Origin of the sequence: Enterobacter cloacae complex sp.6700776, from assembly GCF_048284255.1 — a bacterium.
Lineage (GTDB): Bacteria > Pseudomonadota > Gammaproteobacteria > Enterobacterales > Enterobacteriaceae > Enterobacter > Enterobacter intestinihominis.
Genome location: NZ_JBLVYK010000007.1, coordinates 168,232 through 193,995 on the forward strand (window position 1 = coordinate 168,232; position 25,764 = coordinate 193,995).

A 25,764-nucleotide genomic window follows, 5' to 3' on the forward strand; every position below is an offset into this window, starting at 1 on the left:
CTTACCACTTCTTATTCAGAAGACGGTCGATGCTGTAGGCGCCCGGACCCGTGATAGCCAGCAGCAGGAAGCCACCCGCGATTGTCAGGTTTTTCATGAACATCAGGGAGTTCACGCCTTCCGCAAAGTTGCTGTGGAAGATGAACGCGGTCAGCAGGGTAAAGCCTGCGGTGAACAGCGCCGTGGTGCGGGTCAGGAAACCGAACAGCACTGCCAGGCCGCCGCCGAACTCAAGCAGGATGGTCAGTGGCAGCAGGAAGCCCGGCACGCCCATCGCTTCCATATACTGCTGAGTGCCCGCATAGCCGGTAATTTTGCCCCAGCCTGCGGTGATGAACAGCACAGGCATCAGAATACGCGCTACCAATACACCAACATCATCTAATTTTTTCATTTTACTCTCCAGGAAACCACATCAGCGGCTAAACGTTATTTGCGTGCAAATTCGGGTAGATACCGCGTCTTTGCTGTCGATGGAGAGGAGTGTAAACGGGGCGGATGGCAATTGTTAGCAAGGAAAACTGTCAATCTTTTTCAAAGATATTGAGTAAGGGAGCATAGAGAGATTTTGCCGGGTGACGGCTACGCCTTACCCGGCCTACTTTTTACCGTAGGCCGGGTAAGCGCATCGCCACCCGGCGAGAAGGCTAGCGCAGCTGCTGCTGACGAATCGTTGCTTTCACCAGACGCCATGCGCTCCAGACACCAAAGCCACGGCGTGCCCAGCGAATAAGCATGTTTGGATGACGAATCGTCCAGATCGCCATCACGCTGCTACCCACCAGCGCCCACGATCGCAGGCTCAGAAGAGTATTCCAGCCGCGATCGTAACGCTGGGTCAGCTCCAGCCAGTCGCGACGGCTGGCGGACAGGTCCAGCCGCTGCTGCTGGATCTGGCTCAGCAGATACGCTTTCCGCTTTTGACGTTCGGCTTTGTCGCTCACGACTTATCATCCTCCAGCAGGGCGCGGTCGTTGGCCAGCTCCTGGCGAGTATGGCGCAGGAAGGTCGACGTGCGCGCTTTATGCAGGGTCCAGATACCGCCTATCAGCGCCGCCACCAGCAGAACCACGGTAGTCGCAATCATCGCGTTCAGCCGATACTGTGGATCGATAGCCCAGATGATTAACACCATCAGGCTCATCAGACCAAACGCGGCAAAGAGCATCGTAAGCCCAAGCATGAGCAGCATCTGGAAGAGATTGGCTTTCTCCTCTTCCAGTTCCACTACCGCAAGCCGGACGCGCGTTTCGGCAATCCCGACCAGCGTCGTAAGAATACGCTGGCCGATGCCGAGGACGTTTTTAGCAGGCCCTTGTGCGTGACGTGGATCTTCCATAATCAACGACGCGTCAGCAGGACACCCAGCACCACACCCACTGCGGCACCAATACCAACGCCTGTCCATGGATTGTCACGTACATATTCGTCTGCGCGCGCAGCCGCTTCGCGGGTCTGTTTCGCCAGTGCATCACCGGTTTCACCCAGACGGTAACGGCTCTCTTTCAGTGCCTGCTCCGCTTTGCTGCGCAGTTTGCTGACTTCTTCTTTCGATTTATCGGCAGAAGAGTTCAGCACCTCTTCCAGGGTGTCCGCCAGGGATTTCAGCTCAGCGCGCAGATGTTCTGAAGTTGTATCTTTTGACATGATTCTCTCCTGTTGAGATTTCCGTTAACTCAATAATCGCGAGCTTCCAGCGCTTTCAGTTCGTCCTGCGCCTCTTGCAACTTCCTCTCGCGCTTGGCAATTTTTTCCGCATCACCTTTCTCTTTCGCTTCTTGCAGGTCTTGACGGCGCTCGGCTATCTCGTCCTTCTGTTCAGCGATTTTTTCCTGATGATCGGCACGCAGCTTGCTGTCCGTACAATTGTCTTTCACTTCGCTCAGCGCTTTTTTCAGTCCGTCGATCCGGTGCTGATTGTTATGCTTTTCGGCATAACTGATTTCGCGTTGAATATCCTGTTCTTTCTCCTGACAAAGAGACATAGCGAAGGAAGCTGTGCTTAAAGAAAAAAGGGCCAGAGCCAGGGTGATGCGGTATTTCATTATAGAAACCTTCCATTGTGTTACGGCGTAAGCCGTGTTCCAGAACTATGCGGAGAACATCTGAGGGGTGCTCCGCGTACTTAAGCATAGTAAGTAAACGGGAGTTTCACCAAAGTGGGTGAAAATATTCGGAATATTAGTCGTTAGCCAAATCGATGCGACGTGTCGCGTAACCGTGACATCCAGGAGGCTACATGGCTGTCATCATCCTGTTGCGCGATGATGTAACCCTGCGGCAACGTGCGGTCCAGCACCGCTTTCGCCGCGGCGCTTTGCGCACTGGAGTCAAATTTTATCAGCAGCACATCGTCTTGCGGCGTGATGCTCTTAAAGCGGATCCCGTTAGCGTCCAGATGATGCCAGATGGAAAAACCATCCGGCACGCTGGTTCCTTGACTCACAGGACGGATAGTCAGCGTCGACTCCTGGTGCTGTAGGGCAGACCATAGCAGGATGAGAGCGCTGAACATCATTAGCGCGACGATGGCGTAAGAGAAGCGGCGCAGCGCGAGCGGGGAGATAACCATCGTTAACCCCTGGCTCCGTATTTCTTTTTCCACAGTACGACCAGTGAACCGACCAGGCCAAACACCAGCAGGACGACGGGCAGCAGCATCAGGCAAGACATCAGCTGGTCTTCATATTTCATAAAGACCGGCGTTTTACCGAGCGCGTAGCCGAGCGTGGTCAGGATCAGAACCCACAGCAGGCCGCTCATCCAGTTAAAGAACTGGAAGCGCGCGCTGCTCAGGCCGGACAAGCCCGCAATGGTCGGCAGCAGGGTGCGTACGAATGCGATAAAGCGGCCAATCAGCAAGGCGGAGAGCCCGTGCTTATGGAAAAGGTGGTGCGCTCGCTGGTGATAATGTGCCGGAAGATGCGAAAGCCAGTTCTGAACGATTCGCGTGTTGCCCAGCCATCGCCCCTGAATATAACTCACCCAGCAACCCAGGCTGGCGGCAATGGTCAACAGCAGAACCGTTTGTGGGAAAGCCATCGCCCCTTTTGCACAGAGCACCCCAACCAGCACCAGCAGGCTGTCGCCCGGTAAAAAGGCAGCAGGCAGCAGACCGTTCTCAAGGAACAGGATCATAAATAACACAAAGTAGAGCATGCCAATCATGGACGGGTTGGCCAGCGTTTCGAAATCCTGAGCCCAGAGGGCGTTCAGTAGTTGGGTCAAAAGTTCCATTCAGTGTTCCTGGAAATCGGTTAACGTCACGCCTGTCATTCGGGAAAACAGCACGGCGACATTGTTATGATTTCATTATGGTCGCTCGCGGACACAATGATGTGTGGCCAACACTGTTCCCTGTTAATTGGCTGGTTAGCAAGCACTAACTTACAAAATAACGAAGTGAATCCAATTGTAACAAAGCCCGACGTTCTGCGTCACAGAATTTGAGGGGAAACACGATTTTGGCGTAAGCCACGGAGGGGAGCGAGAGATTTTACAAAGGCTGACACTATAGAGGTTTTCTTACCCTGTCTGGCCGGAAGGCGCGGCGGTGCGCCTGCCAGCAGTTCAGGAGGTTATTTTGCGATATTGGTCGCGGTATCGAGGTGAACCACCGGATTATCAGCAAAAAGATAGCGGTCAGCGTTAAATTCAAAGTCATCACTCGTTTCATTAAAAAGCATCTGCTTGGTGTTCTCCAGATGCTGCCACATTGCCAGTTTCGCCGCATGCGGATCTTTACGAATCAGGGCCTTAAGAATCTGGTCGTGGTCGTCACACCAGTTATCTACCGTGCGGGAATCAATGTGATCGTGCAGTTTCTTCCAGTACGGGTTGTGAACGCGCTGAGTCCACATTTTTTCAACGATTGCCGCCAGCGCCGTGTTTTGAGTCGCAAGGGCGACCTGGACGTGGAATTGCAGGTCCCATTCGGAATCGCGGAAACATTTTTCTTTACGCGCATGATCCTGGATTTCCATCAGCTTCATGATGTCCTGCTTGGTGACCTGCGTCGCTGCGAATTCTGCGATATTGCTTTCAATCAGCTGGCGAGCCTGGAGAAGCTCAAACGGACCGTAGCTGGCAAATTCCAGACTTTCGTCCGGCGTGGGGGAGTGTTTCGCCTGGCTGGAAATCACGTGAATACCGGAACCTTTGCGTACCTCAACATACCCTTCAACTTCCAGCATGATGATGGCTTCGCGGACCACCGTGCGGCTGACGCTTTTTTCATCCGCAATAAAACGCTCAGCGGGAAGTTTATCACCGACAAGATAGACCCCTTGCTCGATGCGATCTTTCAGCTCGGCGGCAAGTTGTTGATATAAACGACGTGATTCGGTGATTTCCATATGCGCTCCAGGCAGGGTACGGCGAATGATTTGTTATACCACTTTTGCTTGCCACTCTCCAGATTTCGCCATTAAAAAAGCCGCCCGGAGGCGGCTTTTGCGACGTTTTTGCCGGGTGGCGCTACGCTTACCCGGCCTACGGTTTTATCGTGTGTTGTAGGCCGGGTAAGGCGGAGCCGCCACCCGGCACAACAAGCTAACTCTGCGTCGCCGGTCCCCCAAGGGACTCTTTCGCCAGTTCCTCGGCGGATTTACTCTTCAGCACCGTCCAGATAACCACTGCACCCAGCAGGTCGAAGATGGCCAGTACCGCGAACAGCGGGCTGAAGCCGATGGTGTCTGCCAGCGCGCCGACCACGAGGGCGAACAGGGTACTTGCGGTCCAGGCGGCCATCCCGGTCAGACCGTTGGCGGTGGCAACTTCGTTACGACCAAACACGTCGGACGAGAGCGTAATCAGTGCGCCAGACAGAGACTGGTGAGCAAAGCCCCCGATACACAGCAGGGCGATAGCCACGTAAGGACTGGTGAACAGGCCAATCATGCCAGGGCCAATCATCAGCAGGGCGCCCATGGTGACCACCATCTTACGGGACACAATCAGGTTCACGCCAAACCAGCGCTGGAACAGCGGTGGCAGGTAGCCGCCGACAATACAGCCCAGGTCTGCAAACAGCATTGGCATCCAGGCGAACATCGCGATCTCTTTCAGGTTAAAGCCGTAGACTTTGAACATGAACAGCGGGATCCAGGCGTTGAACGTACCCCAGGCCGGTTCCGCCAGGAAGCGTGGCAGGGCGATACCCCAGAACTGACGGGTACCCAGGATCTGCCAGACGGACATTTTTTTACCGTTGTCGGTCTGATGATGAGATTCCTGACCATTGATAATGTAGTCACGTTCTTCGGTAGACAGCTTTTTCTGATCGCGCGGGTGTTTATAGAAGATCAGCCACGCCATGGCCCAGGCAAAACTCAGCACACCGGAGATGATGAACGCCATTTGCCAGCTGTGCATCACAATCGCCCACACCACCAGTGGCGGAGCAATCATCGCCCCGATGGAGGAACCCACGTTGAAGTAACCGACAGCGATTGAACGTTCTTTTGCCGGGAACCATTCAGAGCTGGCTTTCAGACCCGCAGGGATCATCGCCGCTTCGGCAGCACCTACCGCACCACGCGCCAGCGCCAGCCCGCCCCAGCTGCCAGCCAGCGCCGTCGCCCCGCAGAAGACGGCCCATGCTACAGCGAAGAAGGCATAACCAATTTTTGTACCCAGAATATCAAGAACATAACCTGCAACAGGCTGCATTACGGTGTAAGCGGCAGAATACGCCGCAATGATGTAAGAGTATTGTTGTGTGGAGATATGTAACTCTTCCATCAACGTTGGCGCCGCTGCTGCCACGGTGTTACGTGTCAGGTAGCCCAGCACGGTGCCGAGCGTCACCAGTGCGATCATGTACCAACGTAACCCTTTAATTTTACGCATGTAAAACCTCATCGTTATGTTATTTCCGTGTCGGGACACGGCAACAACTCAACCGTTGCCGGGAGCTGTTCTGTAACGGGAGGGGCGTAACCGGGAACCTGTCCCGGAACGGCCCGAACCTTGCCATAAGTCATCGTGCTAAGTCGGCTTCCGTACCGTTAAATCCGATGTAACAAACACCGGTAATGCATTCCGTCGGCTTATAATTTGCGACGGCGAAAAGATAACTTGTCATACAACTTTAAAAGGTGAGTGACATCACAAAAGAGTGAATCTTTGTAGGGATATTATGAGGCGTGCGCAAAGCCAGATCTGGCGCGGCCTGCAAGAAGGTTTACCCCTTTGAGGGTAATTTATTTGTCGACGTTTATTGATCTAACTCACGAAAAAAACGTCGGACTCTGGAAATTGGTGTGATAACTTTGCAGCATCTGAACATAAGCTTTCTGACGCTCCCGTAATGAGGAAGACGATAATGACACCGTTTATGACCGAAGATTTCCTGTTAGATACCGAATTTGCTCGCCGCCTGTACCACGACTACGCAAAAGATCAGCCGATTTTCGACTACCACTGCCATTTACCGCCGCAACAGGTTGCCGAAAATTACCGTTTCAAAAACCTGTATGATATCTGGCTGAAGGGTGACCATTATAAATGGCGCGCGATGCGCACCAACGGCGTGGCCGAGCGCCTGTGTACCGGCGACGCGACCGATCGCGAGAAGTTTGACGCCTGGGCCGCTACCGTTCCCCACACCATCGGTAACCCGTTATACCACTGGACGCACCTCGAACTGCGTCGTCCTTTTGGTATCACCGGCAAGCTGCTCTCTCCCGCCACGGCGGATGAAATCTGGGACCAGTGCAACGAACTGCTGGCGCAGGATAGCTTCTCGGCGCGCGGCATCATGCAGCAGATGAACGTGAAGATGGTGGGCACAACCGACGATCCGATCGACTCCCTGGAGCACCACGCGGTTGTCGCGAAGGACAGCACCTTTGACATCAAAGTGCTGCCAAGCTGGCGTCCGGATAAAGCCTTCAACATTGAGCTGCCGACCTTTAATGACTACATGACGAAGCTGGCGGAAGTATCGGATACCGATATCCGTCGTTTCGCCGATCTGCAATCCGCGCTGACCAAACGTCTGGATCACTTTGCCGCACACGGCTGTAAAGTGTCTGACCACGCGCTGGACGTGGTGCTGTTCGCGGATTCCAGCGAAGCCGAGCTGGACAGCATCCTGGCGCGTCGTCTCTCCGGCGAAGCCCTGAGCGAGCATGAAGTCGCCCAGTTCAAAACCGCGGTGCTGGTGTTCCTCGGTGCGGAATATGCCCGTCGCGGCTGGGTTCAGCAGTACCATATCGGCGCGCTGCGTAATAACAACCAGCGTCAGTTTAAACTGCTGGGCGCGGACGTGGGCTTCGACTCCATCAACGACCGCCCTCTGGCGGAAGAGCTGTCAAAACTGCTGAGCAAACAGAACGAGCAAAACCTGCTGCCAAAAACCATTCTCTACTGCCTGAACCCGCGCGATAACGAAGTACTGGGCACCATGATCGGCAACTTCCAGGGCGAAGGGATGCCGGGCAAGATGCAGTTCGGTTCCGGCTGGTGGTTTAACGATCAAAAAGACGGCATGGAGCGTCAGATGACGCAGCTGGCGCAGCTCGGCCTGTTGAGCCGCTTCGTTGGCATGCTGACCGACAGCCGCAGTTTCCTCTCCTATACCCGCCATGAATATTTCCGCCGCATTCTGTGCCAGATGATTGGCCGCTGGGTGCACGCGGGCGAAGCGCCAGCGGATATCCAGCTGCTGGGCGAAATGGTGAGAAACATCTGCTTTAACAATGCGCGTGACTACTTCGCCATTGAACTGAACTAAGGCCGTTTGAGGTTGATATGCAATACATCAAAATCCATTCGCTGGATAACGTTGCCGTCGCGCTGGCCGATTTAGCCGAAGGGACGGAAGTGACCTTCGACAACCAGTCGGTGACGTTACGCCAGGCCATTGGACGTGGACATAAGTTTGCCCTGATCCCCATCGCGAAAGGGGAGAACGTGGTGAAGTACGGTTTGCCCATCGGTCATGCGCTGGCGGATATTGCGCCGGGTGAATACATTCATTCCCACAATACCCGCACCAATCTCAGCGATCTGGACGAGTACAGCTATCAACCTGACTTCCAGCCAGAAGAAGGACAGGCGGCCGATCGTGAGGTACAGATCTACCGCCGCGCCAGCGGCGAGGTGGGGATCCGCAATGAGCTGTGGATCCTCCCGACTGTCGGCTGCGTGAACGGGATCGCGCGTCAAATTCAGACGCGTTTCCTGAAAGAGACTAATGATGCTGAAGGCACCGACGGCGTGCATCTGTTCAGCCACACCTACGGTTGTTCCCAGCTGGGCGACGACCACATCAATACCCGCACCATGCTGCAAAACATGGTGCGCCACCCGAACGCGGGCGCGGTGCTGGTGATCGGCCTCGGCTGCGAGAACAATCAGGTCGACGCCTTCCGCGACACGCTGGGCGAATTTGACCCTGAGCGCGTGCACTTTATGGTGTGTCAGCACCAGGACGACGAAGTGGAAGCGGGCGTTGAACAGCTGCATCAGCTGTACGAGGTGATGCGTCACGACAAGCGCGAGCCGGGCAAGCTGAGCGAACTGAAGTTTGGCCTGGAGTGCGGCGGATCTGATGGCCTTTCCGGCATTACCGCTAACCCAATGCTGGGTCGCTTCTCGGATTACGTGATTGCCAACGGCGGCACTACGGTGCTGACCGAAGTGCCGGAAATGTTCGGCGCAGAGCGCATTCTGATGAGCCACTGCCGCGACGAAGAGACCTTTGAGAAGACCGTCACCATGGTCAACGACTTCAAACAGTACTTCATCGCCCATAACCAGCCGATATACGAGAACCCCTCGCCGGGTAACAAAGCGGGCGGGATCACCACGCTTGAAGAGAAATCCCTGGGCTGCACTCAAAAAGCGGGCGCCAGCCAGGTGGTGGACGTGCTGCGCTACGGTGAGCGGCTGAAAACGCACGGCCTGAACCTGCTCAGCGCACCGGGCAACGATGCGGTCGCCACCAGCGCGCTGGCAGGCGCGGGCTGTCACATGGTGCTGTTCAGTACCGGGCGCGGTACGCCGTACGGCGGGTTTGTGCCGACGGTGAAAATCGCCACTAACAGCGAACTGGCGGCGAAGAAAAAGCACTGGATCGACTTTGACGCGGGCCAGCTGATCCACGGCAAAGCGATGCCGCAGCTGCTGAGCGAATTCGTGGACACGATTGTGGAATTTGCCAGCGGCAGGCAGACCTGCAACGAGAAGAACGACTTCCGCGAGCTGGCGATCTTTAAGAGTGGTGTGACGCTATAAGTCGGGTGCGGGCTGGTGCCCTCACCCCGGCCCTCTCCCACAGGGAGAGGGTGCAAACACTAAAAACGGCAACACATGTTGCCGTTTTGCATTTACCTTGTAGGCCCGGTAAGGCGTAGCCGCCACCGGGCTTTTCTTTTTAACTGCGCAGGGCGTTCTTCGCTAAACGCGCATCTTCCGCCTGACAGGCTGCGGCGGTAAACAGCACGTCGGTAGAGGAGTTCAGCGCGGTTTCGCAGGAATCCTGCAATACGCCGATAATGAAACCGACCGCGACAACCTGCATGGCAATCTCGTTCGGAATACCGAACATGTTACAGGCCAGCGGGATCAGCAGCAGAGAGCCGCCCGCCACGCCGGATGCGCCACAGGCACACAGTGATGCAACGACGCTCAGCAGCAGCGCGGTTGGCAGATCTACCGGAATACCCAGCGTATGCACCGCCGCCAGCGTCAGCACGGTGATGGTAATCGCCGCACCGGCCATGTTCACGGTTGCACCCAGGGGAATCGACACCGAATAGGTATCGCGGTCCAGGTTCAGCTTCTCCGCCAGCGCCATGTTCACCGGTATGTTCGCCGCTGAGCTGCGGGTGAAGAAGGCATACACGCCGCTCTCGCGCAGGCAGGTCAGCACCAGCGGATACGGGTTGCGGCGGATCTGCCAGAACACCAGCAGCGGGTTGATCACCAGCGCCACCAGCAGCATACAGCCGACCAGGACGACCAGCAGCTGCGCGTAGCCCCACAGTGCGTCGAAACCGGTGGTGGCCAGCGTCGAAGAAACCAGACCAAAGATACCGACTGGTGCAAAGCGAATCACCAGCTTCACCATGAAGGTCACTGCATTGGACAAATCGTTAACCAGGTTTTTCGTGGTCTCGTTGCCATGACGCAGCGCGAAGCCCAGACCAATCGCCCAGACCAGGATGCCAATGTAGTTTCCGTTCATCAGTGCGGTGATGGGGTTAGAGACCATGCTCATCAGCAGGCCGCGAAGGACTTCCACAATCCCGGACGGCGGGGTGATATCACCGGCCGCGCTGGTCAGGTGCAGCGTGGACGGGAACAGGAAGCTAAACACAACGGCCGTTAAGGCAGCAGAGAAGGTTCCCAGCAGATACAGGAACAGAATAGGGCGAATGTTGGTTTTTTGTCCGTGCTGGTGGTTGGCAATCGACGCCATCACCAGCATCAGCACCAGTACCGGGGCGACGGCCTTCAGTGCGCCAACGAAAAGGGTGCCGAGCAGTCCCGTCGCTTCCGCCGCAGGTTTTGACACCATCGCCAGCAGAATACCCAGTACCAACCCGACCAGAATTTGTTTTACAAGACTGCCCTGCGCCAGGCGCGCAAGCAGGCCCTTAGATTGTGTGCTCATACGTTATTCCTGAGTGAAATTGCGTTCCATCCTGGATGTGCTCTAAGTCACATTTGTATCCGGATGTAAGTATTTGTTTGCCTGGTTGAGTATCAGGGAAAGCAGCGAAAGGCGGAAGCGTAAAATGCTGGATTTTACGTGTTGCGTCATGTTTTTTAACTATTGGTTAACGAAAGTGCCGGGTGGCGCTGCGCTTACCCGGCCTGCATTGCATTTCCCCCTCTCCCCGTGGGAGAGGGGTGGGGTGAGGGCATCAGCCCGCACCGAACGTTGCACTAAGCCTGCTGCTTCTTATCGTGCTGGCGGTTAACCCAGGTATTGATAATCAGCGTCACCAGCAGAATGCCAAACACCACGCCGAGCGAAATGGCGATCGGGATATGGTAGAAATCAACAATCAGCATCTTGATACCGATAAAGACCAGAATCACCGACAGACCGTACTTCAGCATTGAGAAGCGCTCTGCCGCGCCCGCCAGCAGGAAGTACATCGCACGCAGGCCGAGGATCGCGAACAGGTTCGAGGTCAGGACGATGAACGGGTCGGTAGTGACCGCGAAGATAGCCGGGATACTGTCCACCGCGAAAATCACGTCGCTCAGCTCGACCAGAATCAGCACCAGCAGCAGCGGGGTGGCGAACAGCAGGCCGTTCTTACGCACGAAGAAATGCTCGCTCTCGATCTTGTCCGTCATGCGCAGATGACCCCGGATCCACTTCACCAGCGGCTTATCACCGATACCGGTATCGTCTTCTTTCGCCAGCGCCATTTTGACCCCGGTGAACAGCAGGAACGCACCAAACACGTACAGCAGCCATTCGAACTGGGTAATCAGCCAGCTACCGGCGAAGATCATGATGGTACGCAGGATGATGGCGCCCAGCACGCCGTATACCAGCACGCGGCGTTGCAGGGCCGCAGGCACGGCGAAGTAACTGAACAGCATCAGCCAGACGAAGACGTTATCAACCGCCAGCGCTTTTTCAATCAGATAGCCGGTGAGGAAGGCGAGTGCCTGAGGATCGGCCACCGCGCGACCTTCGGTTGAGGCCAGATACCACCAGAAGGCGGCGCAGAAAAGAAGTGAGAGGGTAACCCATACCAGCGACCAGACGGCGGCTTGCTTAACGCTCATGCCGTGTTCGCCGCGACGACCCTGCAAAAAGAGGTCGATCGCCAGCATGATGAGCACGACAACCGCGAATCCGCCCCACAGCATTGGAGTGCCGACAGAATGCATACTATTTTCCTTACACATAAAAAAACAAAAACGGCTATGGTCAGAAGACGATAGCCGTTAGCTTTTTATGCATAGACCTCGCCTTCCGGCAAGGTCTCACTTACAACCACGAAGGTTGCCCGGCGACCGGATGCGGTTTTGCACGCATCGTAATGACGATCCACCGGCGAAGAAGTTACTCCCCTTTGCAGGTAACAAATTATGTCAGACCATCGATTTCGTCAATGGTCTGCACGATTTCATTACACAGCTTTACGCGACGGCTTCCACATTCACGCCGTCTGCGGGGAAGATTACGCCGGTCTGTCGGCGGATCTCCGTTTGCAGCTTCGCCGTGGTGCGGCTGATCGCCAGTCCCGGGTGGTTCACTTCGTTGTCTTCTACCAGACGGGCGAAGACCTCTGCCTCATAAAGCATAGTGTTAATATGCTGAGGCTGCGTCAGCTCCTGCGCTTTTCCGCCGCGCGGAACGATGCTGAGCTTCTGGCATTCGGAGATTTTTTCGATCACCAGCGAGCCGTCTTCGCCCTGAATTTCGCTTGGCAGCACGGAGTCGCTGACCTTCGAGTGCTGCAACGTCACGCTGAAATCACCGTAGTCCAGCACCACAACGCCGTGTGCATCCACGCCGCTCTCCAGCAGGCTGGCGGTGGCCGTCACGCCGTGTGGTTCCCCCCACAGCGCAACCGCAGAGGCCAGGCAGTAAAAACCGATATCCATAATCGAGCCATTCGAGAAGGCCGGGTTAAAGGTGTTCGGGTTTTCGCCGTCCAGATAGCGCTGGTAGCGCGAGGAATACTGGCAGTAGTTGATAAAGGCTTTACGCACTTTGCCAATTTTCGGCAGGGACTGCTGCAACAGCAGGAAGTTGGGCAGGCTGGCGGTTTTGAACGCTTCAAACAGCACCACCTGGTTTTCGCGGGCAAGCGCAATGGCGGCTTCCACTTCGTGGATATTCGACGCCAGCGGCTTCTCGCAGATCACATGCTTTTTATGGCTGAGGAACAGCTTCGTTTGCGGGAAGTGCAGAGCATTCGGGCTGGCGATATAGACCGCGTCAATGGCGTCGCTTTGCGCCATCTCATCGAGTGAGGTGAACAGATGTTCAACCAGGTAGTCATTCGCAAAACTTTGCGCCTGCTCAAGGCTGCGGGAATAGACTGCGGTGAGCTTATATTTGCCGGTTTCGTGGGCGGCGTCGACGAACTGGCGCGTGATCCAGTTCGTACCGATGACTGCGAAACGTATCATAAACGTTTACGTACTCCGTAGCAGGGAACCTAAAGCCACTGTAGCACGTCCTCATGACATTTCGCGTGCGCTACTGCGCATTACTCTTTAACGATAAATGCGTCAGCCACAAACGGGTATCAAACTCCAGCTGGTGGTACTGCGGCTCCATATGGCAGCACAGGGAATAGAACGCTTTGTCGTGATCTTTCTCTTTCAGGTGCGCCAGCTCGTGCACCACGATCATCCGCAGAAAGGCTTCCGGCGCATTGCGAAAGACGGTCGCGACGCGGATCTCCGCTTTGGCCTTCAGCTTGCCGCCCTGCACGCGGGAGATGGCGGTATGCAGGCCGAGCGCGTTTTTCAGCACGTGGATCTTGTTGTCGTACATCACCTTGTTGATCGGCGGGGCGCTCTTCAGATACTGGCTTTTCAGATCCTGCGTATACTGCCAGAGGGCTTTGTCAGTCGCGAAATCATGCGTGCCCGGGTAGCGTTTTTCCAGCACCGCGCCGAGCTTTCCCGCGGCGATCAGGTCGCGAACCTGGGATAGTAATTGCTCCGGGTAGCCCTGGAGATAAGTCAGCTGGTTCATCAAAACCCCAAAATAGTGTGAAAACGGGTATACTCACGCACCCTTTTCAGGGATACGCCAAATTTTACCATTCAGGAGGGCCGATGAGCCACTTAGACAACGGTTTCCGTTCACTCAACCTTAAACGTTTCCCGGAAACGGACGACGTGAACCCGCTTCAGGCGTGGGAAGCGGCGGATGAATATCTGCTGCAGCAGTTGGATGAGACTGAAATCCGCGGCCCGGTTCTGATCCTGAATGACGCGTTTGGCGCGCTGGGCTGTGCGCTGGCGGAACATGCGCCTTACAGTATCGGCGATTCTTACTTAAGCGAGCTGGCGACGCGTGAAAACCTGCGTCACAACGATATCGACGAATCCAGCGTGAAGTTCCTCGACAGCACCGCGGACTACCCGCAGGCGCCAGGGGTGGTGCTGATTAAAGTGCCCAAAACCATGGCGCTGCTGGAGCAGCAACTGCGCGCGCTGCGTAAAGTCGTGACGCCAGAAACGCGCATCATCGCGGGCGCCAAGGCGCGTGATATTCACACCTCGACGCTGGAACTGTTCGAGAAAGTGCTCGGCCCGACCACTACGACGCTGGCCTGGAAAAAAGCGCGCCTGATCAACTGTACCTTCAGCGCGCCGGAACTGGCCGACGCGCCAGAGACCCTGAGCTGGAAGCTGGAAGGGACCGACTGGACCATCCACAACCACGCGAACGTCTTCTCCCGTACCGGTCTGGATATCGGCGCACGCTTCTTTATGGAACATCTGCCGGAAAACCTGGAAGGGGAGATTGTCGATCTCGGCTGCGGTAACGGCGTGATTGGCCTGACGCTGCTGGCGAAGAACCCGGAGGCCAGCGTGGTGTTCAGCGACGAATCTCCAATGGCGGTGGCTTCAAGCCGTCTGAACGTGGAAACCAATCTGCCGGAGGCGCTGGATCGCTGCGAGTTTATGATCAATAACGCACTGTCCGGCGTAGAGCCTTTCCGCTTCAACGCGGTGTTTTGCAATCCTCCGTTCCACCAGAAGCACGCCCTGACGGATAACGTCGCGTGGGAGATGTTCCACCACGCGCGCCGCTGCCTGAAAATCAACGGCGAGCTGTATATCGTGGCCAACCGCCATCTGGACTACTTCCACAAGCTGAAGAAGATTTTCGGTAACTGCGTCACCATTGCGACAAACAACAAGTTTGTGGTGCTGAAGTCGGTGAAGCTGGGGCGTCGTCGATAAGATCGTTTTGCCTGGCGGCGTTTCGCTTGCCCAGGCCTACGGTTTTGTAGGCCCGGTAAGCGCAGCGCCACCGGGCAAGAAATCAAATCGCTAATGCCAATGTTGTCCCCTGCGCTATTGCCCGCCGCGCATCCAGCTCCATCGCCACGTCGCACCCGCCAATCAAATGTACCGTTTTCCCTGCCTCACGCAGCGGATCGGCCAGATCGCGCTTCGGCTCCTGCCCGGCGCACAAAATCACATGATCCACGTCCAGCAGCTGCGGCTCACCGCCGATCAGAACGTGTAGCCCGTCGTCGTCGATCTTCTGGTAGCTCACCCCCGGGATCATCTTTACCCCGCGCGAGAGCAGGGTGGCGCGGTGGATCCAGCCTGTGGTTTTCCCCAGCCCTTCACCCGGCTTGCTGGCTTTACGCTGGAGCATCACGATCTGACGCGGGCTTTTCGGCAGCTGCGGACCTTCCGGGCGTAAACCGCCGGACTGACTGAGACTGGTATCAATGCCCCATTCCACGCAGAACTCAGCGATGTTCTGGCTGGTGGCTTCGCCCGGCTGGCTTAAATACATCGCAGTATCAAAACCGATCCCGCCGCAGCCGATGATCGCCACCTTCTCGCCAACCGGCGCTTTGTCGCGCAGCACGTCCAGATAGCTCAATACCTTCGGATGATCGATACCCTCGATCGCAGGGGTGCGCGGGGCGATCCCACTCGCGAGGATCACCTCGTCGAAACCGATCAGATCCGCCGCGCTGACAACCTGATTGAGCCGCAGATCGACGCCCGTCACCTCGATCATCCGGCGGTAATAGCGCAGCGTTTCATAGAACTCCTCTTTGCCGGGGATCTGTCTGGCGATAGTAAACTGCCCGCCGATTTCCGCCAGCGCATCAAACAGCGTCACGCTGTGCCCACGCGAGGCGGCATTGACCGCAAACGCCAGGCCAGCGGGTCCTGCGCCCACCACGGCCAGACGCTTCTTGTTGGTCGCAGGAACGATCGGCATTTTGGTTTCATGGCAGGCGCGGGGATTCACCAGGCAGGAGGTGACCTTGCCGACGAAGATCTGATCCAGACACGCCTGGTTACAGCCGATACAGGTGTTGATCTCATCCGCACGGCCGCTTTGCGCTTTGGAGAGCAGTTCGGCATCCGCGAGGAACGGACGCGCCATCGACACCATATCGGCGTCGCCGCGGGAGATCACATCGTCCGCCACCTGCGGATCGTTAATGCGGTTAGTGGTCACCAGCGGAACGGAGACTTTGCCTTTCAGCTTGCGCGTTACCCAGCTGAACGCCGCACGCGGCACCGGCGTGGCGATGGTGGGGATGCGCGCTTCGTGCCAGCCAATCCCGGTGTTGATAATGGTGGCACCGGCGGCTTCAATCGCCTGCGCCAGCTGCACGGTTTCGTCGAAGGTGCCGCCGCCTTCCACCAGGTCGAGCATCGACAGGCGGAAGATGATAATAAAATCCGCACCCGCACGTTCACGCACCGCACGCACCACCTCCACGGCAAAACGCATGCGGCGGGCATAGTCGCCGCCCCATTCATCCTCGCGCTGGTTGGTGCGCGCGGCGAGAAATTCGTTGATCAGATAGCCCTCGGAGCCCATCACCTCCACGCCGTCATAGCCCGCTTCACGCGCCAGCGCGGCGCAGCGGGCGAAGTCCTCAATCAGCGCCAGGATCTCGTCATGGCTGAGGGCATGGGGAGTAAAGCGGTTAATCGGTGCCTGAATAGCCGAGGGGGCAACCAGGTTCGGCTGATAGCTGTAGCGCCCGGTATGCAGAATTTGCAGGGCGATTTTGCCGCCCTCGTTGTGAACCGCGTCGGTCACAATGCGGTGGTGCGGCAGCTGTGTCGCATCGTTCAACACTGCGCCGCCCTCCATCGTCACTCCGGAAGGGGCAGGGGCTACGCCGCCGGTGACAATCAGCGCCACCCCGTGGCGCGCGCGCTCGGCATAGAAGGCTGCCAGACGTTCAGCCCCGTCCGGACGCTCCTCCAGCCCGGTGTGCATTGAGCCCATTAACACGCGGTTTTTGAGGGTAGTGAACCCCAGATCGAGAGGGGCGAATAACGACGGGTAGCGGCTCATAGTCTCTTCCAGTGTAAAATTATTGTTATGTGGTCGGATGAGTTACTAATTTAGCCAGCGGCGGCAGAAAGGTAAAAGCGGGATCGAATGATTGTGATAGATCTCAAAGAACTTCACCCCTCACCCCGGCCCTCTCCCCAGAGGGGAGAGGGTGAAAGGCCGCACGGAGCAGTCCCCTCTCCCCTCTGGGGAGAGGGTTAGGGTGAGGGGCGTGTGTCGCGCATCAGGCCCGGCGCCTGCCACATCGAGGTTGTCAGCCCGCTGTCCACCAGCCCGAGCTGGTCCGCGTATACCGCCTGCCATTTCTGCATCATGCCGTCGTACAGCTCGCGGTGCGCCGGGTTTGGCGTGAACTCGCGGCTCCACTTCACCAGCCGCTCGCCCGTCGAGGCCATATCCGCGAACAGCCCCGCGCCAGCTCCTGCGGCAATGGCGCAGCCGAGCGCCGTTGCCTCTTTGACTTCTGGCACGCGCACCGGCAGGCCGGTGACGTCGCTTAAAATCTGGCTCCACAGGGCGCCCTTTGCGCCGCCGCCGGCAAACACCAGGCTCTCAAACGTCACGCCGGAGAAGCGCGAAATCTGCGCCAGGTTGCAGGCCGAGACGATCGCCGCGTTCTCTTCCAGCGCGCGGAACAGCGTCGCTTTGTTGCACTTTTCCGGGTCAATGGAGAGGTTAATAAACGACGGCGCGGCGTGGTACCACTGTTTGAAATGCATCGCGTCGGAGAAGATCGGCATCACCCCGTGGGAGCCCGGCGGGACGCGGCTCGCCATCTCTTCGAGCAGGGAGTAGGGGTCCATTCCCATGCGTTCGGCAATCAGCTTCTCTTCGGCGCAGAAGGCGTCGCGGAACCAGCGCATGGTCAGCCCGGTAAAGAAGCTGATCGACTCTGCCTGCGCCATGCCGGGGATAACGTGCGGGTTTACGCGGATGTTCATCTCAGGGTCGGTGCGCACCTGCGGCAGGTTCACCACCTGTTGCCAGAAGGTGCCGCCCAGCACCGCCGTTTGTCCGGCGCGCACCACGCCCAGCCCCAGACAGCCCAGTTGCACGTCGCCGCCGCCCATCACCACCGGGGTGCCCTCGCGCAGGCCGCTCTGTTGTGCGGCTGCTTTGGTGATGGCCCCCAGCACGGTGCCGGTCTCTTTTACCGGGGAGAGGATATCGGCGCGCAGCCCGGCCATGTCGAGCAGCGCCGGACGCCAGTCGCGGGAGAAGAGATCCAGCATGCCCGTCGTGCCCGCATTGGACGGGTCCACCGCCAGCTCGCCGGAGAGCTTCGCCGCCAGCCAGTCGCTGATCATAGTGATGGTGGCGGCTTTACGATAAATATCCGGACGATGGTGCGCCAGCCACAGCAGGCGCGGCATGGCGCTGAGGGCAAGCGTCTGGCCGGAAACGTCATACACTTCGGATTCAAACCGGTAGTCGTGGATCTCTTTGAGTTCAGCTACCTCTCGGCTGGCGCGGGCGTCGACGTTGGCGCAGGCCCAGATAGCCTCGCCGTTGCGGTCGTACAGCACAATCCCTTCGCGCATCGAACAGCAGGCGACGGACTGAATATCCGCCGCGCTCAGGCGCGCGCGCTCCAGCGCCTGATGAATACACCGGCAGGCCAGCTGCCAGTTGGTGTCGAGGTCGAACTCCATCGAGCCCGGCACGTTCTCGACGCTCAGGTGTTTCCACTCGGCCTGGCCAACGGCAATCTGGTTGCCCTGCAAATCGAAAACAACGGCGCGAACGCTGCCTGTCCCTGCATCTAACGCTAAAAGGTAACTCATGAGCATGCCTCATTGTTAGCGCAGGGAGGGCTCTTAAATGGCCAGAGCCAGCACCGCGCGGGCTGTCGTCTCTTCCGTCACCAGGCCATTAATACGGCGGCCCTTAAGTGCGGCATAAATCGCATCGGCTTTCTCTTCCCCCCCGGCCACGCCTACGATGGTGGGCAGCTGTGCCAGTTCATCGAGCGTGACGCCCAGTAGTTCTTTGTGGATCTCCAGCTCCTCGACGCATTCCCCTTCGGCATTGAGGAAATAGCCAAGGATATCGCCCACCGCGCCCTTGCGGGCGTACATCAACTGTTCACCTTCGCTGATATAGCCGGAGCGCAGTATCGTCGCGTCACGGCGCTGGTTCACCGAGCCAATGCCGACCACCGCCACGTCAGCGGCGGTGGCGGCGAGGATCACGTCCCGCACGCTGGTTTCGCGCTTTAAGATCCCGGCGACTTCAGCGGATGACACGCGAAGCGGGGCAGGGATCATGCTGACGCTACAGGCCGCATCCAGCTGGCCGATACCGGTCATATACGGCCCCACGCCGCCGGAGAGCGTCACCAGGCGGATCTGCTGTGAGCTAATAAAGCCGCTCAGGTGTTGCAGGCTGCTCATGGTGGTTTCACCGAAGCCCACCGCTAACAGCTGGCCGGGCTCCAGCACGCCCATCAGCGACTGGGCCGCGCCAATGCCTAACCGCACGTTCATCGGCGGCGTATTCAGGGCGGGCATCACGCGCACCAGCTTCAGGCCAAATCGTTGTTGCAACTCGGTTTCCAGCGCCAGGCAGCCCTCGTAGCGGGAGTTTATCTGCACGCGGATCACCCCGGACTGACGGCCTTTCTCCAGCAGGCGGGAGATCTTCAGGCGCGGCAGCCCGAGCCGCTCGCCGATGTCGTTCTGGGTCAGCCCGTCGTGGTAGTAGCACCAGGCCACGCGCGCCACCAGCTCCTCTTCCGCCAGTGCCAGCCCGGCAAACCGTCCTTCTTCCGCAGTGCGTTTATCGCTCATAGTTGAACTCTTATAAAAATTTAGATCATATGTTCGTGATGGTGCGGCGTGAAAATGTGAGCCACGCGACAAAATGGATCTTTTCGATCCTTTCCGGTTTATCTGAATCTCAATCGATAAAACTGTGATCCCTGCACGGTTGTAAATATAGTTCACCGTCTACGCTTTTGAACATTATTAAATCTAAAAATCATTTGTTCAATAGCGGAGCGATGATGACACCACTTCTCGAGGCACGTGACATCTGCAAACAGTTCTCTGGCGTGCCTGTGTTAAAAGGCATTGATTTCACGCTGCTTGCTGGGCAGGTGCATGCGCTGATGGGCGGTAACGGCGCGGGAAAATCGACGTTGATGAAAATCATCGCCGGGGTTGAAACGCCGGATCGCGGTGAGCTTTCGGTTGCGGGCGAGTCTTTTGCACGGCTTACCCCGTCGCAGGCGCACCGGTTAGGCATTTATCTGGTGCCACAGGAGCCGCTGCTTTTCCCCAACCTGACGGTGCGGGAAAACATCCTGTTTCGTCTGCCGCGCGAACGAGATCGGGAAAAGCGGCTGGCGGAGAAACTCCAGCAGCTGCAATGTCAGCTTAATCTTGATGCCGCTGCCAGCACTCTGGAAGTCGCGGATCAGCAGATGGTGGAGATCCTGCGCGGGCTGATGCGCAACGCCAGAATTCTGATCCTCGACGAACCCACGGCATCGCTCACGCCGGGCGAGACCGAACGCCTGTTTCGCCAGATCCGCGCGCTGCAGGATCTCGGCGTTGGCATTGTTTTTATCTCGCACAAGCTGCCGGAAATTCGCATGATTTCGAGCCACGTCTCGGTGATGCGCGACGGCGCGGTGGTGCTGAGCGGCGAAACCGGGCACTTTGACGATAACGCCCTGATCGCCGCCATGACGCCTGTCAGCCGGGAAAAGTCGCTAAGCGATACGCAAAAGCTGTGGCTGTCGCTGCCGGGCAACCGCCGAACCCAGGCGCAGGATTTCCCGGTGCTGCGGGTGGAGGATCTCACCGGGGAAGGGTTTATTGATCTCAGCCTTGAGATTTATGCCGGGGAGATTGTCGGTCTGGCCGGGCTGGTGGGGTCCGGGCGTACCGAGTTTGCCGAAACGCTTTACGGCCTGCGTCCGGTACGCGGCGGGCGGGTGTGGCTGGAGAACCAGGAGATCACCGCCGTTCCGGTCAGTTCCCGTCTGGAAAAAGGGCTGGTTTATCTGCCGGAAGACAGGCAGGTGTCCGGCCTGTTTCTCGACGCGCCTGTCCGCTGGAACACGGTGGCGCTGAACGAGCCGTCGCTCTGGCAGCAGCGAAAGCGGGAGTCTGCGGTGGTGGAGCGTTACCACCGGGCGCTGGGGATCAAGCTCAACCATGCGGAGCAAACCGTGCGCACGCTCTCCGGTGGTAATCAGCAGAAGGTGCTGCTGGCGCGCTGTCTTGAGGCCAATCCGCTGCTGCTGATCGTCGATGAACCGACGCGCGGCGTGGACGTATCGGCGCGCGCCGATATCTACCAGCTGCTGAAAAGCGTGGCGGCGCAGAACGTGGCAGTGCTGATGATCTCAAGCGATCTCGATGAATTTCCCGGCCTCGCGGATCGGGTGCTGGTAATGCATCAGGGCGTGCTCAGCGGCGAACTGCCGCGCCAGGCCGTCAGCCTCGATCGGATGATGGCGCTGGCGTTTGGAGGGCAATCATGAAGATCTTACTGAAAAACCGCGAGCTGAGCGCGTTTCTCGCCATTCTGGCCCTGTTCGCCGTGCTGGTGGCGCTGAACCCGTCCTACCTTAGCTTACAGACGCTGGGGATGATCTTCGCCAGTTCGCAGATCCTGATTTTGCTGGCCATCGGCGCGGCGCTGGTGATGCTGACCCGTAATATCGACGTCTCCGTCGGCTCCACCGTCGGGCTGTCCGCCATTGCCGTCGGCGTGGCGCTCAACAGCGGCTACAGTCTGCCCGTTTCCATTCTCTTCGCGCTGACGATTGGCGCGCTGGCGGGGGCGTTCAACGGTTTTCTGGTGGTGGGGCTGCGCATTCCAGCGATTGTCGCCACCCTCGGCACGCTGGGGCTGTATCGCGGGGCGATGCTGCTCTGGACCGGCGGGAAGTGGATAGAAGGGCTGCCGCCGGGGCTGAAATCCCTCTCTGAGCCTGCCGCCGTCGGCATTTCGCCGCTCGGCATGCTGGTGTTGATTATTGCGGCCACAGGCGCGTGGACGCTGTCGCGCACCGCCTTTGGACGTAATTTTTACGCCGTGGGGGATAACCTCACCGCCGCGCGCCAGCTGGGCGTGGCGGTGAACCGCACCCGCATGATCGCCTTTACCCTCAACGGCATGCTGGCGGCCTGCGCCGGGATCGTCTTTGCCGCGCAGATAGGCTTTGTGCCCAACCAGACCGGCAGCGGGCTGGAGATGAAAGCCATCGCTGCCTGCGTGCTGGGGGGCATCTCGCTGCTGGGCGGCACCGGCACGCTGGTCGGTGCGTTCCTCGGCGCGTTCTTCCTCACCCAAATCGATACCGTGCTGGTGCTGTTCAGGCTCCCGGCGTGGTGGAACGACTTTATCGCCGGGTTGGTGCTGCTGGGCGTGCTGGTGCTCGACGGGCGTCTGCGTCAGGCACTGGCGCGGCATCAGCGGGCGCTGAAATACAGCCGTTTCCAGCCCGGTAACAAAGGGGGGAAGCACGTCACCCCGTTTCCCAAACGCAAAAAAGAGGTGGCGTGAATGAGGCTTAACTGGGAAAGCGCGCTGCTGATTTTACTGGTGCTGGAGATCCTGCTCTTCGGCGCCATCAACCCGCGCATGCTCGACATCAATATGCTGCTGTTCAGCACCAGCGACTTTATCTGCATTGGTATCGTGGCGCTACCGCTCACGCTGGTGATTATCAGCGGCGGGATCGACATCTCCCTCGGCTCAACCATCGGCCTGTGCGCTATCGCGCTGGGGGTGATGATGCAGGCGGGGTGGCCGATGGCGGTCGCCATCCCGCTGACGCTGCTGCTCGGCCTGCTGTGCGGACTGTTGAATGCGGCGCTGATCCACTACACCGGTATCAGCCCTTTAGTGATCACCCTCGGCACGCTCTACCTCTACGGCGGCGGGGCGCTGCTGCTCTCCGGCATGGCGGGCGCGACGGGCTACGAGGGGATCGGCGGCTTTCCGGACAGCTTCACGGCGTTCGCTAACCTCACGGTGTTGGGCCTGCCGATCCCGCTGGTGCTGTTCGCGGTGATTACCGCTTTCTTCTGGCTGATTACCCATCGCGGGCGCTTTGGTCGGCATCTGTTTTTAATTGGCCAGAATCCGCGCGCGGCGCGCTATGCGGCGCTGTCGGTGAACGGTATGCCGTATGCGCTGTACGGCCTGGTGGGCGTGGCCTCGGCGATTGCCGCGCTGGTGATGGTCTCCTATTTCGGCTCCGCGCGTTCGGATCTGGGGCGCGATTTACTGATGCCTGCGCTCACCGCCGCCGTGCTCGGCGGAGCGAATATCTACGGCGGCTCAGGTTCGGTTGTCGGTACGGCGCTGGCGGCGCTGCTGGTGGGGTACCTGCAACAGGGTTTACAGATGGTTGGCATCCCCAACCAGGTGTCGAGCGCGCTGTCAGGGGCGCTGCTGGTTGTGGTGGTGATGGGGCGTTCGCTGAGTCTGCACCGTGAATGGGTGCGTTCTCTCTTCAGAAAACTATCCGGAGCGTAAGATGAAAACAAAACTGCTCGTCCTGGCAATGGCCCTCAGCTTCGCTTCGGCGCAGGCGGCGGACCGCATTGCCTTTATCCCGAAACTGGTGGGTGTGGGATTCTTCACCAGCGGCGGCAACGGCGCGAAAGAGGCGGGGAAAGATCTTGGCGTGGACGTGACTTACGACGGCCCGACCGAGCCGAGCGTCTCCGGCCAGGTGCAGTTGATCAATAACTTCGTCAACCAGGGCTATAACGCCATCATCGTCTCTGCCGTGTCGCCGGACGGTCTCTGCCCGGCGCTGAAGCGCGCGATGCAGCGCGGCGTGAAGGTCCTGACCTGGGATTCCGACACCAAACCGGAGTGCCGCAGCATTTACATCAACCAGGGCACGCCGGAACAGCTGGGCGGCCTGCTGGTGGAGATGGCAGGCAAACAGGTCACCAAACCGAACGCGAAAGTGGCGTTCTTCTACTCCAGCCCCACCGTCACCGACCAGAACCAGTGGGTGAAAGAGGCGAAGGCCAAAATCGAGAAAGACCATCCCCAGTGGCAGGTCGTCACCACGCAGTTTGGCTATAACGACGCCACTAAATCCCTGCAAACCGCCGAGGGGATCTTAAAAGCCTATCCGGATCTGGATGCGATCATCGCCCCGGACGCCAACGCCCTGCCGGCGGCGGCACAGGCGGCGGAAAACCTGAAGCGGGAAGGGGTGGCGATTGTCGGCTTCAGCACGCCAAACGTGATGCGTCCGTACGTTGAGCGCGGCACAGTGAAAGCCTTCGGCCTGTGGGACGTGGTGCAGCAGGGCAAAATTGCGGTCAATGTCGCCGATCGTTTGCTGAAAAAGGGCGATCTTAACCCTGGCGACAGCGTGGAGGTGAAAGATATCGGGACGCTGAAGGTCGAGCCGAACAGCGTGCAGGGCTACCAGTATGAGGCGAAGGGCAACGGCATCGTGCTGCTGCCGGAGCGGGTGGTGTTCACCAAAGAGAACATCAACAAATACGATTTCTGACGGGGGAGCAAATGGCTGATTTAGACGACATCAAAGACGGCAAGGATTTTGGCATCGGTACGCCGCAGCAGAATGTGCCGTACACCCTGAAGGGCTGCGGTTCGCTCGACTGGGGCATGCAGTCGAGGCTTTCGCGCATTTTCAACCCGCAGAGCAACCGCACGGTGATGCTGGCCTTTGACCACGGTTACTTTCAGGGACCGACCACCGGCCTTGAGCGTATCGATCTCTCCATCGCGCCGCTGTTTGGCGAAACCGACGTGCTGATGTGTACCCGCGGCATCCTCAGGAGCCAGGTACCTGCCGCGACGAACAAACCGGTGGTGCTGCGCGCCTCCGGCGGTAACTCGATTCTGGGCGAGCTGTCTAACGAGTGCGTGGCGGTGGCGATGGAAGACGCGCTGCGCCTGAACGTCTGCGCGGTGGCGGCGCAGGTCTATATCGGAAGCCCGTTTGAACATCAGTCAATCAACAACATCATCAAGCTGGTGGATGCGGGGGCGCGTTACGGCATGCCGACGCTGGCGGTGACGGGCGTGGGTAAAGAGATGGCGCGCGACGCGCGCTATTTCTCGCTCGCCAGCCGCATCGCTGCCGAAATGGGGGCCCAGTTCGTCAAAACCTACTACGTGGACGAGGGCTTTGAAAAAGTGACCGCCAGCTGTCCGGTGCCGATTGTTATCGCGGGCGGCAAAAAGCTGCCGGAGCATGAGGCGCTTGAGATGTGCTGGCGGGCGATTGACCAGGGCGCGTCCGGCGTGGATATGGGGCGCAACATCTTCCAGTCCAGCGCGCCGCTCGCCATGCTGAAGGCGGTGAAGAAAGTGGTTCACGAGAACATGAGCGCCCGTGAGGCGTTCCAGTTCTGGCAGGAAGAGAAACAGGGAGAAGCAAAATGAACGTGACGCTGGTGGAAATCAACATCAAACCCGAGCGGGTGGATGAGTTTCTGGAGGTATTTCGCGCCAACCACGAGGGGGCGATCCAGGAGCCGGGAAACCTGCGCTTTGACGTCTTGCAGGACCCGAGGGTGAAAACCCGGTTCTTTATCTATGAGGCCTATAAAGACGAAGAGGCGGTGTTGGCGCATAAGCAAACGCCACACTATCTGGCGTGCGTGGACAAGCTCGAAGAGTTGATGTCAGAGCCGCGCAAAAAACGCTGCTTTGTGGGGTTGTTGCCGGAGTAGCGTTTTGCCCGGTGGCGCTGCGCTTACCGGGCCTACGGGGGGATGGTGCGGTGTTTGCCC

General features: G+C 58.3%; 25 protein-coding genes. 9 read left to right on the forward strand and 16 right to left on the reverse strand.

Annotation, left to right across the window (positions count from 1 at the left end; all coding sequences use genetic code 11):
• Position 1: 1 nt before the first annotated feature.
• The 9 genes from ACNQ0T_RS13305 to ACNQ0T_RS13345 form a co-directional block, all read right to left on the reverse strand.
• Complete coding sequence (locus ACNQ0T_RS13305; RefSeq protein WP_032626373.1) at positions 2-394, reverse strand: DoxX family protein; 393 nt, start codon at positions 392-394, stop codon at positions 2-4.
• A 253-nt stretch (positions 395-647) separates the two neighbouring features.
• On the reverse strand, positions 648-944 hold the full coding sequence (locus ACNQ0T_RS13310) for a YqjK-like family protein (RefSeq protein ID WP_022649477.1): 297 nt from the start codon (positions 942-944) through the stop codon (positions 648-650).
• Entirely contained in the window at positions 941-1,339 is a 399-nt protein-coding gene (locus ACNQ0T_RS13315) for a phage holin family protein (protein ID WP_003862647.1), read from the reverse strand. Before ACNQ0T_RS13315 ends, ACNQ0T_RS13310 begins: the two co-directional genes overlap by 4 nt.
• Before the next feature lie 2 nt (positions 1,340-1,341).
• On the reverse strand, positions 1,342-1,647 hold the full coding sequence (locus tag ACNQ0T_RS13320) for a DUF883 family protein (protein ID WP_008503141.1): 306 nt from the start codon (positions 1,645-1,647) through the stop codon (positions 1,342-1,344).
• Between the two features lie 29 nt (positions 1,648-1,676).
• Positions 1,677-2,045, reverse strand: a complete 369-nt coding sequence (locus ACNQ0T_RS13325; RefSeq protein WP_017382428.1) for a DUF1090 domain-containing protein — start codon at positions 2,043-2,045, stop codon at positions 1,677-1,679.
• A gap of 143 nt (positions 2,046-2,188) precedes the next feature.
• Positions 2,189-2,572: an EnvZ/OmpR regulon moderator MzrA gene (mzrA, locus tag ACNQ0T_RS13330; RefSeq protein ID WP_022649476.1), complete on the reverse strand. Its 384-nt coding sequence runs from the start codon at positions 2,570-2,572 to the stop codon at positions 2,189-2,191.
• 2 nt (positions 2,573-2,574) lie between these two features.
• On the reverse strand, positions 2,575-3,237 hold the full coding sequence (yqjA, locus tag ACNQ0T_RS13335) for a DedA family general envelope maintenance protein YqjA (RefSeq protein ID WP_022649475.1): 663 nt from the start codon (positions 3,235-3,237) through the stop codon (positions 2,575-2,577).
• Between the two features lie 341 nt (positions 3,238-3,578).
• Positions 3,579-4,355 carry a transcriptional regulator ExuR gene (gene exuR, locus ACNQ0T_RS13340; RefSeq protein ID WP_063147859.1) on the reverse strand — a complete coding sequence of 259 codons (777 nt, stop codon included), beginning with the start codon at positions 4,353-4,355 and terminating at the stop codon, positions 3,579-3,581.
• 196 nt (positions 4,356-4,551) lie between these two features.
• Positions 4,552-5,850, reverse strand: coding sequence for an MFS transporter (locus ACNQ0T_RS13345; RefSeq protein WP_022649474.1), 1,299 nt, complete (start codon positions 5,848-5,850; stop codon positions 4,552-4,554).
• Between the two features lie 475 nt (positions 5,851-6,325).
• On the opposite strand from ACNQ0T_RS13345, the gene uxaC reads away from it, so the two are divergent.
• Positions 6,326-7,738, forward strand: coding sequence for a glucuronate isomerase (gene uxaC / locus ACNQ0T_RS13350; protein WP_023307034.1), 1,413 nt, complete (start codon positions 6,326-6,328; stop codon positions 7,736-7,738).
• 17 nt (positions 7,739-7,755) lie between these two features.
• Positions 7,756-9,243, forward strand: a complete 1,488-nt coding sequence (locus ACNQ0T_RS13355; protein WP_063163510.1) for a UxaA family hydrolase — start codon at positions 7,756-7,758, stop codon at positions 9,241-9,243.
• A 139-nt stretch (positions 9,244-9,382) separates the two neighbouring features.
• Here the strand turns inward: ACNQ0T_RS13355 and sstT are convergent, their stop codons facing one another.
• From sstT to ACNQ0T_RS13375, 4 genes are all read right to left on the reverse strand, one after another.
• Positions 9,383-10,624 carry a serine/threonine transporter SstT gene (gene sstT / locus ACNQ0T_RS13360; RefSeq protein WP_023298692.1) on the reverse strand — a complete coding sequence of 414 codons (1,242 nt, stop codon included), beginning with the start codon at positions 10,622-10,624 and terminating at the stop codon, positions 9,383-9,385.
• 275 nt (positions 10,625-10,899) lie between these two features.
• Positions 10,900-11,865 (reverse strand): TerC family protein, encoded by a 966-nt coding sequence (locus ACNQ0T_RS13365; protein WP_022649470.1) that lies wholly within the window; start codon positions 11,863-11,865, stop codon positions 10,900-10,902.
• Between the two features lie 252 nt (positions 11,866-12,117).
• Complete coding sequence (locus tag ACNQ0T_RS13370) at positions 12,118-13,116, reverse strand: Gfo/Idh/MocA family protein (RefSeq protein WP_022649469.1); 999 nt, start codon at positions 13,114-13,116, stop codon at positions 12,118-12,120.
• Between the two features lie 70 nt (positions 13,117-13,186).
• Positions 13,187-13,690: a M48 family metallopeptidase gene (locus ACNQ0T_RS13375; RefSeq protein ID WP_023298690.1), complete on the reverse strand. Its 504-nt coding sequence runs from the start codon at positions 13,688-13,690 to the stop codon at positions 13,187-13,189.
• An 83-nt stretch (positions 13,691-13,773) separates the two neighbouring features.
• On the opposite strand from ACNQ0T_RS13375, the gene rlmG reads away from it, so the two are divergent.
• Entirely contained in the window at positions 13,774-14,910 is a 1,137-nt protein-coding gene (gene rlmG, locus ACNQ0T_RS13380) for a 23S rRNA (guanine(1835)-N(2))-methyltransferase RlmG (protein WP_023298689.1), read from the forward strand.
• An 82-nt stretch (positions 14,911-14,992) separates the two neighbouring features.
• Here rlmG and ACNQ0T_RS13385 read toward each other — a convergent pair whose 3' ends face one another.
• From ACNQ0T_RS13385 to lsrR, 3 genes are all read right to left on the reverse strand, one after another.
• Positions 14,993-17,014, reverse strand: coding sequence for an FAD-dependent oxidoreductase (locus ACNQ0T_RS13385; protein WP_417930129.1), 2,022 nt, complete (start codon positions 17,012-17,014; stop codon positions 14,993-14,995).
• Between the two features lie 197 nt (positions 17,015-17,211).
• Entirely contained in the window at positions 17,212-18,798 is a 1,587-nt protein-coding gene (gene lsrK, locus ACNQ0T_RS13390; RefSeq protein ID WP_063152832.1) for an autoinducer-2 kinase, read from the reverse strand.
• A 33-nt stretch (positions 18,799-18,831) separates the two neighbouring features.
• Complete coding sequence (lsrR, locus tag ACNQ0T_RS13395) at positions 18,832-19,803, reverse strand: transcriptional regulator LsrR (RefSeq protein WP_022649464.1); 972 nt, start codon at positions 19,801-19,803, stop codon at positions 18,832-18,834.
• Positions 19,804-20,018: 215 nt separating this feature from the next.
• Between lsrR and lsrA the strand changes: the two genes are divergently transcribed.
• From lsrA to lsrG, 6 genes are read left to right on the forward strand one after another with little or no spacing between them, the layout of a single operon-like run.
• On the forward strand, positions 20,019-21,506 hold the full coding sequence (lsrA, locus tag ACNQ0T_RS13400) for an autoinducer 2 ABC transporter ATP-binding protein LsrA (RefSeq protein ID WP_417930141.1): 1,488 nt from the start codon (positions 20,019-20,021) through the stop codon (positions 21,504-21,506).
• Positions 21,503-22,534 (forward strand): autoinducer 2 ABC transporter permease LsrC, encoded by a 1,032-nt coding sequence (lsrC, locus tag ACNQ0T_RS13405; RefSeq protein ID WP_150312440.1) that lies wholly within the window; start codon positions 21,503-21,505, stop codon positions 22,532-22,534. The genes lsrA and lsrC overlap by 4 nt, the downstream gene beginning before the upstream one ends.
• A complete protein-coding gene (gene lsrD, locus ACNQ0T_RS13410) occupies positions 22,535-23,512 on the forward strand; it encodes an autoinducer 2 ABC transporter permease LsrD (protein WP_023298683.1) in 978 nt (325 codons plus the stop codon).
• Position 23,513: 1 nt separating this feature from the next.
• Complete coding sequence (gene lsrB, locus ACNQ0T_RS13415) at positions 23,514-24,515, forward strand: autoinducer 2 ABC transporter substrate-binding protein LsrB (RefSeq protein WP_046620839.1); 1,002 nt, start codon at positions 23,514-23,516, stop codon at positions 24,513-24,515.
• 11 nt (positions 24,516-24,526) lie between these two features.
• Positions 24,527-25,414: a 3-hydroxy-5-phosphonooxypentane-2,4-dione thiolase gene (gene lsrF, locus ACNQ0T_RS13420; RefSeq protein ID WP_022649459.1), complete on the forward strand. Its 888-nt coding sequence runs from the start codon at positions 24,527-24,529 to the stop codon at positions 25,412-25,414.
• Positions 25,411-25,704 (forward strand): (4S)-4-hydroxy-5-phosphonooxypentane-2,3-dione isomerase, encoded by a 294-nt coding sequence (gene lsrG, locus ACNQ0T_RS13425; protein ID WP_022649458.1) that lies wholly within the window; start codon positions 25,411-25,413, stop codon positions 25,702-25,704. The genes lsrF and lsrG overlap by 4 nt, the downstream gene beginning before the upstream one ends.
• The last annotated feature ends 60 nt before the right edge of the window (positions 25,705-25,764 follow it).